We start from the raw sequence: 11,794 nt of genomic DNA on the forward strand, positions 1-11,794 counted from the left end.
CGGCAAGAGAGCGAGGATGATGAAGAAGTTTGCCGGGACGTTCGTGTTCGCAGGGCTGTGCGGGCTTGGCCTGATGGCCGGGCCAGCGCTTGGCGAGAGTGGGGCTCTGGCGATGCTGGACCGCCTCGATCCTGGCAACTGGATGTTGCGCATGCGCGGCTCTGGCGGGGGCGAGGAGCGCATGTGCATCGCTTCCGGTCGCGATCTGGTGCAGCTGCGCCACAGCGGTCTGGATTGTGAGCAGGTCGTCGTGCTCGATCGGCCCAGTGAGGTAACGGTCCAGTATACATGTCCCGGCAATGGCTATGGGCGAACCACGATCCGGCGCGAGACCGATGGCCTTATCCAGATCGACAGCCAGGGGATCCGAAATGGCTTGCCCTTTGCCTTTGCCGCTGAAGGTCGACGTCTGGGGACGTGTCCGCGCTGAGCTGAGCGTTCTGGGCGATGTTCTTGCGCGCTGGGACGTTCGGGCCTAGCGCAAGAGGCATGACGACTACAGGACAGGATTCGGTCAAGGATGCCGTTGTGCTCCTTTCGGGCGGGCTCGATTCGATGGTTTCGGCGGCGCTCGCGCGGGAGCAGGGCTATCGCCTCAACGCGCTCACGATCGACTACAACCAGCGGCACCAGTGCGAGATCGATGCGGCGGGCGCTATCGCAAGTCACCTCGGGGCGGTGCGCCACGTGGTGCTGCCGCTCGACTTGCGCCGTTTCGGAGGCTCTGCGCTGACCGACGACATCGCCGTGCCCAAGGATGGGGTGGGCGAGGATATCCCGGTAACTTATGTGCCTGCACGCAACCTGGTGTTCCTTTCGCTGACACTGGCCTGGGCGGAGGCGAGCGGGGCGAGTGACATCTTCATCGGTGTGAATGCGCTCGACTATTCGGGCTACCCGGATTGCCGACCGGAGTTCATCTCTGCATTCGAGAATATCGCGGACCTGGCGACAAAGGCCGGGGCGGAAGGGCAGCCGTTCCGTATTCGCGCACCGCTCCAGTTTCTGGGTAAGGCGGACATTGCGCGCGAATGCATTCGGCTCGGGCTGGACCCGGCGATGAGCTGGTCGTGCTACGATCCGCAGCCCGATGGTCGTGCTTGTGGGGAGTGTGACAGCTGCCGTTTGCGCAAGGGCGGCTTCGAGCAGGCTGGTCTGACCGACGGGACCGACTACGCGGCCTGATCGGAAGGTGGACTGGCGCTTGCGTATGAGCCTGTAAGCGCCGACGGCAACTCTGGAATTGGCCACAAGGAGATGGATGGAGGCGAGGGCCCTGGCCCTGTCGACTTCCACCTGCGTTAGCCCTGCTAGCTGGCAAGGGGGCTCTGCCGACTTCTCTATTTCTCACAGAGCCGCTGGTCACCAGGTGTGATCGGCGGCCTTTTCATGCCTGAAGGCTCTCGGCAGCATCCGTGAAGGCGGGAGGAAATGGGACTTGCCCATAAGAAAAGGGGGCCGGATTTCTCCAGCCCCCTGATCTTTGTACCGTTGCCGGTCAGCTTACATGCCCGAACCCGGACCGTAAGTGATCTCGACGCGGCGGTTCTGCAGTTCGCGAACGCCGTCGGCGGTGGGAACGCGCTGGTTCTCTTCGCCGAAGCCTTCGCTCGAGATCGCCGAACCCGGGATGCCGTGCGAGGTCAGGTATGCCTGAACCGAGTCGTTACGACGCTCGGAAAGACCCATGTTGTAGGTCTTGGCACCCGACGAGTCGGTGTAGCCGGCGAGCATGATCGGAACGCTGTCGCAGTTGCCGTATGCCGTGATCGCGCTGTCGAGGACCGTAGCGGCCTCGGGCGTGATGTCCGAGCTGTCCCAATCGAAGAACACGATGTACGGGCCCTTGTTGCAGACAACCTGCGGCGGCGGCGGCGGCGGCGGCGGCGGCGGCGGGGGAGGCGGCGGCGGCGGCGGCGGCGGCGGCGGCGGAGCCGCTTCCTCACCGAAGTTGTAGCTGATGGTGCCCATCAGCGAGTGCGAACGCCAGCGGGTTTCCGCGGTGTCGCCAGCCGCGCTCACCAGGTTAATGCCGTCTGCGTTGAAGAAGCGATACTTCAGGCCGACGTCGACGTGGTTCGAAAGCGGAGCGCGAACGCCCGCGAGAACCTGCCAAGCGAAGCCCGTGTCGCTGTCATCGACGAGATCGTAGCTGACGCGTGCGACACCGGCACCACCGCCGACAAAGCCCTGGAGGCCGTCGTCGGGACCGAAGTCAAGAAGGCCGTTGACCATGAACGACAGCGCATTTGCGTCGCCAAGGTTGTAAGCCGGACCGGCGAAGTCGACATAGTTGTCGACGTTGGCTTCGCGGTAGCTGGCTTCGGTTTCGAGACGGAACGCCCCGAAGTCGTAACCAACAACGCCACCGCCATCGAAGCCGGTGTCGAAGTCGAACTGGCCGGCGTTATTGACACCATTGATGTCAACGTCAGCATCTTCGACGATCATGGCGCCGAAGTCGAGCTCGACATACCATGCGCCATCGCGCGCGAGCGCGGGAGTGGCGATAGCTGTCGAAGCCAGCGCCAGTCCAATGACGAGTTTCCTCATACGTTTCCCCTACTAATAGAGATTTGGAGCCACCGAGTGCGAAGAGTCTCTAACCCTTCAACAATCTGCGCGCAAGCGCACATTGCGGACCACTGTTGCAAGAATGTCGCGCTGGAGAGGGCCGTAGGCCGTGCATCGCCACCGCAGCGGTAATTTTGCATTGCCCCTTTGCCCTCGTCCTTGGTCGCCCATCACGCTCCGGGCAACATACCCAGAACCTGCAAGGCCGTGACCAATTGCGTGACCGCCGCCCTTGCTTCGATGTCAACCACGGCCCCTCCGTTTGGTTCCTGAACACTCTGTGTTTTTTTCCAGCCGGTCTGGAAAAATCGTTCCTGTGCAGCGGCTATGTCGTAGACACGAAGGCCTTCCTGGGGGGGCACGAAGAGCCACTGTCCCCCCTGCCGGCAGGCGAGCGCCTCGTCGTGACCGGCCCATTCGCCCGTGGCGCCTGCGCCGACCAGCCAGGCCTGCCCATCGTCGGCAGAGGCAGGGGGCACGGCCGCCTCACCCTCGATTGCGATGTGCAAGAGGGCATCGAGACGAAAAAGAGCCTCGTTGATGAAAAATTCCTTCTGCGCCTGCCCCTGAAAAAGGAGGGGCAGGGCGTAGCGAGGGCTGGTGGCATCAAAGGTAACCGAGTCTGTCATGTTTGCGCTCCTTGGATCGGTTCCGGTCGTGGGCGAGGGTATGCGTCAGGCCGCTTCGAGCGGGCCCAGAAGGAGGGCCGGGGAGAGGGCGTGGGTGCCTGCCTGGCGCACGCGCACCGGCGCCGTGATGGCCGCTTCGCCGAGTGCGGCTGCTGTCGCCGGTGAAATCTCGATCCGGGGCTCCAGGACCTGCCAGGAGGCCAGGGGCTGTTCCGGGTCACCCAGCGTCAGCAGGTAGATCTCGGTCTCCTCCACCAGTGGAACGTCGAGCGTGTCGGCCCAGCGCCATGCGCCGCGTGCGCGGCGTGTCCAGGTAAAGCGCACGGTTCCATCAGGCAGGTGCGTGCGGCGGGGATGGACCGGGGCAAGCGGACGCCGGGTGATGCCATCGAGGTGGAGGCTGGTGCGAACCGGCGCGGCATCGCCACGGCCCAACGCGACGACCTCGCGCTCCGCAGCGCTGCCCAGGAGAGCTGCGTCGAGGGGCCGGATCGCGGTGTCGAGGAGGACAAAGGCCTCGCCCGGGGCATGGGCGACCAGGCCAGCCTCGCTGCCAGCCAGGCCGCGCAGGAAGCCGGAGAGCCGCCATGCACCCGGGCCGATCGGGTCGGCCTTGGCGAACTGGACAAGTTCTTCGCCGACGAGCGCGAGATTGACACCCTGGGCAAGTTCGGCCGTGTTCGCGCCACTCAGAACCATCGCGGGATCAGGAAGGGTGACGTCGAGCGCGGACGACCGGTCGAGCAGGAGCGAATTGGCAGGGGGTAGCGCATTGGTGGTGACCCCCAGCAGCGCCCGTGTCCGTCCCGTCACTCCGAGCGGTTCCAGCGTTCCGGTGCCGGGATCGGCATAGAGCGCGGCTCCCGGCCAGCCCGCGCTCGAGGAGGAGGCCGCGGCATGGGGGCGCGGTGCGTCGCTGTGCGCGCTGGCGGTGTCCAGGGGAAGTTCGAACGCCACCAGTCGCGTTTCGCCCGGGGGCAAGTCCACGGGCGGTGCATAGCGACCCGAGCTCCCGGTATGAGGCGCGGTCTCCAGCGTGGCTGTGGGCAGGCGGCGCTCCAATTCCAGTTCGACGCCGGCCTCGCACCATTCCCAGGCCCGCACGCGCCAGGTGCCCGAATGTCCCGGAAGGCGCACCTCGACGCCCGGCGCAATGGCGGGATCGAGTTCGGTCGTGCGCCAGGCGATCGTATCGCGTGCGCGCTCGGCCCTGCGGTGGGCACGGTGGATGAGGCGGGCGGCATTGGCTGCATCGAGGCTCGCGGGCAGGTCGATGCCGACCGGTGCGCCGGGGGCGGGGCGGCCCGCAACGCGCTGCACTCCGGGCAGGTAGTCGCGGTCCTGGTCATAATAGCGCAGCAGGGCGAGCGGGCTTGGCGCAGGTTCGCCGCGGCTCCGGGCAAAGCCGCTCCGCGCGCCGAACCCCTCCGGGTCCTCGGGAACGGAGGCGGCGCCGAGTGTCCTCGCGGCGCCCCCAAGGCTCTCGTGCCGCACGAGCAGGTTTTCGCCCGAGGCGTCGGTGTCGAGGGGGAAGACGGCGTCGAGCGCCTGAAGGCTTTCCACCACCGGACCTGAACAGCTGAAGCCTGTGAGTTCGGGCAGCTGGGCGCTGGTTTCGCAGGCCTCGAGCGCGTCGTCGAGGATATCCTGCAGGAGGACCGTATCGCCCGCGAAGACTTCAAAGGTCAGGCCGGGAATGCGGTTATAGAAGTCGGCGAGCTGCAGGTCCTCGAAGACGACGTAGGCAAGGCCACGATAGGCAGGGCAGCTTTGGGCGCCCTCGGCGCTGGCAAGCAGGGGGTCGAGGGGCTGGTCGCCGCGTCCTGTGTGAATGCGCAAGGTACCGCCAGCCTTGAGGTCCCCCTGCGCGCCGCGCAGCAGTTTGCCGTCGGCCCAGATACGCCCAATGCCCTCTATCGGACGGCTGGCGAGCGCGACGGCGAAGTTGGCACTGTACGTGTAGCTGGAAAGGGAAGGGGACCCCTTGCCGGTGCCCATCGTCTCGCTGTGCTCGGTGAGTTCGGTGGCCCAGATCAGGCTGCCCGCCACGCGCATCGCGCCATAGTGGCGGGGGAGGACCTCGCCATAGGTCGAACGCGTCGCATCGAGTTCGCGCAGGCGCGGTCCCTGGCGGGAGGAGGCAAAGAGTGCGCCGTCGATCTGGCGACCGACAAGGGAACCGATGGCTCCGCCAACGGGACCGGCCAGGGCCGTGCCCGCCGCGCTGAAGACAAGTGTGGCCATGAGGAAAGCATCCCGCAGAAGTGGATCAGGAGGAGGGGGAGGGGGAGGGAAGGTGCCAGGCGCCAAGCTGTCGCCACGATGTGGGCAAGGGGCCCTCGACGATGCGGCGCAGGCCTGCATGGGCGTGGATCGCGATGTTGCGCTCGGGCACGCTGTGGATAAGGAAATGGTATTGGCAGGCGCCGGTGCGGACCATCGCGATGTCGCCAGGCGCCGGCTCGCCGTGAGCCGCGTGCAGTCCGGCGGCAGCGAGAACGCTTCCCGCGTCGGGGGGCTGGCGGAAGCGCAGCGTATAGCGCACCGGTAGCGCAAGGGGGCGGCCCAGCTTCGCCAGGGCGCTGCCGACAAGTCCTGCGCAGTCCAGCCCGGTCGCTGGATCACGCCCGCACAGCCGGAAGGGCGTGCCTACGAACGCGCGTGCCGCTTCGACCAGGGCGTCAGGCGTGGGAGTAAGGTCCGTCGCGCGGGTCATAGGGCGGAGGGGTAACGCTGGAGCAGGTCGTTGCCGGGCAGGTGCGGCTCGCCCCTGAAATTGATGGCGTTGGCAAAGCGGGTGGAGCAGGTGTCCAGCGTGTGGTCGCAGCCCTCACGCAGGCGCACGGGTGTACCTGGTAGGGGAACCGGTTCCATCGGCTGGTCGAGCACCAGCGCGCCCTCGGCGGTTACGCCGAGAATGGCGGTGACCTGGCCTGCGCGCGCGCCGTCGAGCCAGCGCAGGGTGCCGCCTGTGAACAGGGCGGGATCGGCCAGGCCCGCGGGCGTGACGCTGTTTTCCTCCTCGTTGGCCTCGAGGATATGTGTTTCGGTTTCGAAGCGGCGCGCATTGAGGTTGCAGCCAGGTCCAGCAAAGACCGCGCGGCACGAAGGGCTGGTGCGGGGCAGGGTGTCGCGCGCGAGTTCGCTCTTGCGCGAGGAAAGCTGCGCCTCGAAGCCGCCGTCGCTTTCGAGGATGGTGCCAAGGCTTCCGGTGTAGAGCAGGTGGCGCTCGCAGGTCTCCCAATCGACGAGCCCGATGCGCACCCCCGCGCCATCGAAGCGGCCTTGCTCAAGGTCTTCGTGGGTGATCGAGCCATGCGTGATGGCGCCGCGCACGTCGGCGCTGTCGGGCTCGAACCCGGCCGAACGGCGGATCGAGGAGGGCAGCATTCCGGGTGAGGCGCGGTGGAGGACCCCATCGAACCACAGGTCCGCATCGTGGGTGGTGAACCCCAGCGTCACGCCGTCACGGCGCAGGATGCGCCAGAACAGGGCGACGGTTTCAAGCTCTTCGGAAAACCAGGTTCGCATCATGGGGCCTCCCGGATCTCGACGATGGGCACGCTGGGGGCTTCGCCCGCCGCGAAGGAGGCACCCGAAATCTCGAGCTGGTCTTCGGCAAAGCGTACGGGCACATCGAAGAGGAAGCCGGCGCGCACCACGCTTCCTTCCGGGGGCGCTTCGTCAAAGGTAATCACGCCGCCGGGCGAAAGGGTCCAGTTGCCCTGCTGGACCACGCCATCGAGCGAGACGAGCACGCTTGCCGCATCGGGCCGGGTGATCCGGCGCACCTGCAGGGCCTCGCCTTCGCCATAGCACTTAAGGAGAGCGAAGTCCGCGCGCAGGCCATCGCCTTCTCCAAGCTCCTGGTCGAGTTCGGTCGGGGTGTCGACCATGCCAGCCGAGCTGAAGTCACTGGGATCACGCAGGCGAAATCCCCGGGCGGGGCCCCGGCGAGCACGGAAGAAGGCGATAAGCGTGCCCAGTTCGGCTTCCGAGCGTACACCCGGCCCCACGTCGAAGCGCAGGCGCGCATTGGCCCACAGGCTGTTGCGGCGCTCGAAACCCGAGGCGGTCACCGAGACGCTGGTCGAGAATTCGGGGATCACGGTGGCATCGCGGCCGAGCGCCAGGGGATAGAGAATATCGTCGAAGGCCTGCATCGCCTCGTCTCCGGTCGGGGGGGAAGGGGGCGCGGGAAGGCGCACGTAGCCATCGCGCATGATCTGAGGCAGCGCCCAGACGATGATCTCGTGGGGGCTACGGGCCTGGGCTTCGTCGATGCCGTCATCGATGCGCCGCCACAGGTCGGCGTCGGCGGCATCAAGGACGAAGCCCGCGAGGTAGTCCTGCTCTGCCGGAGGGTAGCCGAGGCGCGTATTCACCGTCTCGTAGGCGCGGCGGCGCGCGGCATCGCGCCCCTCGGTGAGCCAGTCGTAGTCCTCGACCTGGAGTCGGTCGAAGGCGGGGGCGGCCCAGCCAAGCGGCAGGTTGGCCCGGTAGAGTTCGGGCATGGCAGGCGCGAGGATCGTCGGGGTAAAGACGAGCGCCAGCGCTTCGACGGGATCGGGCGCGACGGCCGCGCGGACCGCGCTCACCAGCGCCGCGGTGGATTGCGCGAGCAGGGCTCCGGCGGCATCGAGCAGGTCGGTCTGCGCGGGGGTGAGGGGCGCGCGCATGTCCGGGATGGCCACGGGATCACCGCCCAGAGCCGCAGCTGAGGCGGCATCGTAGAGGCAGATGCGGCCCTCCACCGTCGTCCACCACCAAGGCTCGCCAACCTGGAAGCGCACCTCGCACCCTGCGTCCGCCATCAGCTGGGCAAAGGCACCGCCGACCGACTGCAGCCAGGCCATCGCCTGGCCGTGAGCCGGGGAGAGCAGCGAGGACGGCGGCTCCCAGCCGGTGAGCGCCGGATTGCCCAGATGATCGCGCTGCATCCAGCCATCCGGGCAGTGCTGGGCGAAGAGCTCGTAGGACAGGGACGAAATGGGCCGAAACCCCTGCGCGGCGCACGCGGCGAAGAAGGCCGCGTGCCAGGTGCGCGTGGGGGTGTTGAGCGGATCGCCGGACGTCGAGACCAGGAAGTCGCCCGAGCTCTGAGAGAGGCGGAAGAAATGGCTCATGCCCACGTAGTGCAGGACCGTGCCGCGATAGCCGAGCTGGCGGATGGTGCGCACAAGCCGGGCCGGGGTCTGGACGCCGTCGTCATCATAGCCGGTCGCGATGGCCAGGCCGTGCGGGGGCAGGAAGACGTCGCCGATCTCGAGCATGGCACGCTCGCCATCGCAGGTGATGGCGCTCATCTCGATCCAGCCTTCCGCTTCGGCGGAGAGCGGAGTTTCGCTGCCCGCCACGTAGCCCTGCGGGGCGAAGGAGATGAACATCCGGTCGATGTGACCGGGCCACACCGGATCGGCGTCCGTCGGGAGCGAGAAGCCGCCTTCAAGCTGGGAGAAGGGCAGCGTGACCACGGCGTCCTCCGGGCTGCCCTGCGCATAGTTCCAGAGGCGCACGTACCAGGTGCGCGCGGCTCCTTGCGCGTCGCGCCCCTCGATGGTGAGCGTCGGGCCATTGACCGCGTCGAGCGCCAGCACGCCGCCCGAACGCCAGCGGAAGCTGAGATGCGTGTGGGAGTAGTCGCGGTCGGTACGGTAGGCGAGGAGCGGATGGTCGATCGTGTCCTCGCTGGCCCAGATCAGGCCGCCAAGGTCGGTCTCGCGCAGGAAGCTGGCTTCGACTCGCAGGGCATCGGGGCCGGTTGAGACGATGGTCGCGACCATGGGGCGGGGGTAGTTGACGGTCCAGAAGCGCGGATCGAAGCGCTGGATCCAGTCGCTGTCCTGTCCCTTGCGGCTGTCGGCAAGCCAGAAGGCCATGGGCGGGTTCCTCGTCGGTGATGGGGAGGGCGGGCGAAAGGTCAGGAGGCGGTGAGGGCGCGGCGCACAGAGCTTGCAATCTGGCGCGAGGAGCGCTGCAGAGCGCGCGGGGCACTCGCGCCGCGCTCCCCGCCCAGCGAGATGGCCACACGCACATCGCGCGGCGGCTGGCGGTTTTCCGCGGTCTCGATGCGGCCCGCCGAGGTGGGCACGAAGACTTCCGGCCCCCGTTCGCCAACCAGGTACCCCTGGCCAGGGGCCACATTGCCGCCGGTCGCCCGGCCAGGCAGCCCGAGCAATCCCGGGACCAGACCGGCAAGGCCGCCGCCCGCACCGTTGCCGCCACTGACCGCGCCGACCAGCGTGGCCATGCCTTGCGCGGCGATGGCGTCGAAGGCGGAGAAGGCGGCATTCTTGAGGTCCTCGAAGCCCAGGCTGCCACGCCGGATGGCGCCGGTCAGGCTGCGCTCGAAGCGATCACCCGCCCGGGCAAAACCTTCGCCAAGACCGGTGTCGATCTCGCCGCGCAGGACCGCGATATCGCGGGCAAAGCCCTGGGTGCTTGCGCGGACCTCGATCAGGAGTTCGTCGATGTCATCGCTCATTGTCTCGCTCCATCATGGCGTTGAGGGTGGCGCGGTCGAGCCCTTGTGAAGGGGCATCGCTCGCGGGTTGGAGGATCGTGGCCAGTTCCTCGGGGGTGGCGTTCCAGAACTCGTGCGGTCGCCAACCCAAGAGGTGGGCGGCAAGGGCGCACAGGCGGGTGGCGCCGGCCCCGAACCGCGCCGGGGGCTCGTTCACACCGTGCCCTTGAGGATCTGGCCGAGCAGGGTGCGCAAGGGTACGGCGCAGCGAGCCAGACCCAGCCGGGCGACGGCCTCGCCCACGGCTTCGCGCGGGACGGCCGTGGGCGGCTGGAGGCAATGCCAGAACAGCGTCGCCACTTCGCCGAGGCGCAGCTGGCCCTCGCCTGCCCGTTCGACCAGGGCATAGAGCGGGCCCAGTTCCTCTTCGGCGGCGACCAGTGCGGCGAACGAGGGGCGCAAGACATGCGCGTGGCCTGCGATTTCCAGCGTGGCTTCGCCGCGCAAGGGGTTGGCTGGCGCGCTCATGCGGCCGCGATCGCGCCCGAGCTTTCCAGCTGGAGCGTGTAGTTGCGCTCCCCGTTGAAATCGCCCGCATAGTCGAGGCGCTGGACGAGGAAACGGCCACGCAGCTTCTCTCCGTCCTCGAAGCTCAGTTCATAGTCGTCGAGTGTGCCTTCCATGGCGTTGACGCGGATACGCGTTTCGGCCGCGCTGCCCAGGAAGATGCCCGCCGCGCTGACCGAGACCGTGCGAGTCCCCGCGCCCGAGAGCAGCTCGCGCCAGCCCCCGCTGTCCTTGCTGGTGGTGACGACGGTCTCGCCCGTCACCGACATCTGCGTGGTGCGTAGGCCCGCGACGGTCTGGTAGGTCGGCGGGTTGGCGCCGTCGGAAATCTTGAGCAGGAACGCACTGCCTTTCTGGGCGGTCATGTCGGGTCTCCTGTGAGGAAGGGATCAGCTGGCGAGGAGCCGGAAGGCGTACTCGAGAAGGATCGCGCGGCGGTTGCCGGGACGCTGCTCGGAGCGCGCGCGCAGAAAGCGGGAGGTGATGATCTCGATGCCTTCGTGTGCGGCGGGCAGGCTCGCGATGCGGTCTTCGATCGCTGTGACCAGCGCGGCCATGCTGGCGGGGAGGTCGCCCCGGGCCTGGAGTTCGAGCGCCACGCGCACCTCGCGGCCCCGGTGGGACTTGCTGCTCCAGTCGGTGCTGGCGCTGGTAGCTATCGCCAGCCAGGGCAGGCTGGTGCGCGAGGGGGCTTCCTCGCAGATGGCGTTGAGGGTGCCGGAAAGGGCCGGGTCACCCTGAAGCCAGGCGAGGAGCGCAGCGCGCAGGAGCACTTCTTCCATCGGTCATCCTTTCCGGAAAAGCGGCCAGACAAGATCCGCGCGGCGCCAGGGGGCATCGGTGTCGCGGGCGGCGAGGCGGCGGGCGGCCAAGGTCGCTTCGGCAAGGCGCCGGGCCTTTTGCGTGAGGCTGCGGGCGAGTGGTTCGAAGCTGTCCGCGCTGCCACCTTCAAGGCGCCGTTCGCTCATGCGAGGCGCATCCGGCGCCAGGGCCGCCACAGCGCCGCGACCGAGGCCGGGGGCAGGGGCGAGGCGCCGCTGCCCTCGCGCTCGCGGTACTGGTGGGCGGCGAGGCGCACGATGCCGTGGCGCAAGGTCTCGGGCAGGGTGTCCCAGTCGGGAGCAAGCCCGGCGGTGAAGCGCACGGCAAGGCGGCCGGTGGCAAGAGACAGAAGGTGCACGCGGCCGGTCCCGTCCGCTTCCAGGTCAAGCGCATAGTCGCTGGCAGGGACAGAGGTGCGGGTGCCGTCTGCGCCCAGGAGCTCGAGCGCGGTGATGGCCTGGACGGGGCGGGTAGTGAGGGCGCTCCAGTCGCGCGCGGCGGGGAGGATCTCCTCGCAGGGGCATTCGAGGGGAAGGAGGCCGGTAAAGGCTTCGCAAGTTTCGAGCGCTGCGGCGAGCAAGCTGGCCAGCGCATCGTCATCGTACCCGGTCGTGATGCCGAGCCACTGCTTGAGCTCGGCAAGCGCCGATGACGGCAGCGTGGCCGGCGTAAGGATGACCCGGTTCATCGGCATCTCCGATCGTTGTCGTGGGCAGGAGAGAGCAAGGAAAAGAAGGGC

General features: G+C 67.8%; 15 protein-coding genes. 2 read left to right on the plus strand and 13 right to left on the minus strand.

Annotation, left to right across the window (positions count from 1 at the left end):
- Positions 1–16 precede the first annotated feature (16 nt).
- Together HT578_RS15750 and queC are read left to right on the plus strand one after the other, a co-directional pair.
- Complete coding sequence (locus HT578_RS15750) at positions 17–430, plus strand: hypothetical protein (RefSeq protein WP_052321996.1); 414 nt, start codon at positions 17–19, stop codon at positions 428–430.
- A 59-nt stretch (positions 431–489) separates the two neighbouring features.
- Positions 490–1,185 carry a 7-cyano-7-deazaguanine synthase QueC gene (gene queC / locus HT578_RS15755; protein ID WP_213500641.1) on the plus strand — a complete coding sequence of 232 codons (696 nt, stop codon included), beginning with the start codon at positions 490–492 and terminating at the stop codon, positions 1,183–1,185.
- A 318-nt stretch (positions 1,186–1,503) separates the two neighbouring features.
- On the opposite strand, the gene HT578_RS15760 is transcribed toward queC, so the two are convergent.
- The 13 genes from HT578_RS15760 to HT578_RS15820 all read right to left on the minus strand — a co-directional run bounded on the left by HT578_RS15760 (position 1,504) and on the right by HT578_RS15820 (position 11,743).
- Positions 1,504–2,553: an OmpA family protein gene (locus HT578_RS15760; RefSeq protein WP_213500642.1), complete on the minus strand. Its 1,050-nt coding sequence runs from the start codon at positions 2,551–2,553 to the stop codon at positions 1,504–1,506.
- Positions 2,554–2,744: 191 nt separating this feature from the next.
- Complete coding sequence (locus HT578_RS15765; RefSeq protein ID WP_213500643.1) at positions 2,745–3,203, minus strand: DUF2793 domain-containing protein; 459 nt, start codon at positions 3,201–3,203, stop codon at positions 2,745–2,747.
- A gap of 45 nt (positions 3,204–3,248) precedes the next feature.
- Entirely contained in the window at positions 3,249–5,447 is a 2,199-nt protein-coding gene (locus HT578_RS15770; RefSeq protein ID WP_213500644.1) for a GTA baseplate fiber-binding domain-containing protein, read from the minus strand.
- Positions 5,448–5,472: 25 nt separating this feature from the next.
- Entirely contained in the window at positions 5,473–5,919 is a 447-nt protein-coding gene (locus HT578_RS15775; protein ID WP_213500645.1) for a hypothetical protein, read from the minus strand.
- On the minus strand, positions 5,916–6,737 hold the full coding sequence (locus HT578_RS15780; protein WP_213500646.1) for a DUF2163 domain-containing protein: 822 nt from the start codon (positions 6,735–6,737) through the stop codon (positions 5,916–5,918). The genes HT578_RS15775 and HT578_RS15780 overlap by 4 nt, the downstream gene beginning before the upstream one ends.
- On the minus strand, positions 6,734–9,082 hold the full coding sequence (locus HT578_RS15785) for a DUF2460 domain-containing protein (protein ID WP_213500647.1): 2,349 nt from the start codon (positions 9,080–9,082) through the stop codon (positions 6,734–6,736). The genes HT578_RS15780 and HT578_RS15785 overlap by 4 nt, the downstream gene beginning before the upstream one ends.
- 41 nt (positions 9,083–9,123) lie before the next feature.
- Complete coding sequence (locus tag HT578_RS15790; protein WP_213500648.1) at positions 9,124–9,687, minus strand: tail tape measure protein; 564 nt, start codon at positions 9,685–9,687, stop codon at positions 9,124–9,126.
- Positions 9,677–9,883 (minus strand): phage tail assembly chaperone, encoded by a 207-nt coding sequence (locus tag HT578_RS15795; RefSeq protein WP_213500649.1) that lies wholly within the window; start codon positions 9,881–9,883, stop codon positions 9,677–9,679. Before HT578_RS15795 ends, HT578_RS15790 begins: the two co-directional genes overlap by 11 nt.
- Positions 9,880–10,194: a gene transfer agent family protein gene (locus HT578_RS15800; protein WP_213500650.1), complete on the minus strand. Its 315-nt coding sequence runs from the start codon at positions 10,192–10,194 to the stop codon at positions 9,880–9,882. The genes HT578_RS15795 and HT578_RS15800 overlap by 4 nt, the downstream gene beginning before the upstream one ends.
- Positions 10,191–10,598 (minus strand): phage major tail protein, TP901-1 family, encoded by a 408-nt coding sequence (locus tag HT578_RS15805; RefSeq protein ID WP_213500651.1) that lies wholly within the window; start codon positions 10,596–10,598, stop codon positions 10,191–10,193. Before HT578_RS15805 ends, HT578_RS15800 begins: the two co-directional genes overlap by 4 nt.
- 24 nt (positions 10,599–10,622) lie before the next feature.
- Positions 10,623–11,015, minus strand: coding sequence for a DUF3168 domain-containing protein (locus tag HT578_RS15810; RefSeq protein WP_213500652.1), 393 nt, complete (start codon positions 11,013–11,015; stop codon positions 10,623–10,625).
- Positions 11,016–11,018: 3 nt separating this feature from the next.
- On the minus strand, positions 11,019–11,201 hold the full coding sequence (locus HT578_RS15815) for a hypothetical protein (RefSeq protein WP_213500653.1): 183 nt from the start codon (positions 11,199–11,201) through the stop codon (positions 11,019–11,021).
- Positions 11,198–11,743: a head-tail connector protein gene (locus HT578_RS15820; RefSeq protein ID WP_213500654.1), complete on the minus strand. Its 546-nt coding sequence runs from the start codon at positions 11,741–11,743 to the stop codon at positions 11,198–11,200. The genes HT578_RS15815 and HT578_RS15820 overlap by 4 nt, the downstream gene beginning before the upstream one ends.
- Between the last annotated feature and the right edge of the window lie 51 nt (positions 11,744–11,794).

This window comes from Novosphingobium decolorationis (assembly GCF_018417475.1).
Taxonomy (GTDB): Bacteria; Pseudomonadota; Alphaproteobacteria; order Sphingomonadales; family Sphingomonadaceae; genus Novosphingobium; species Novosphingobium decolorationis.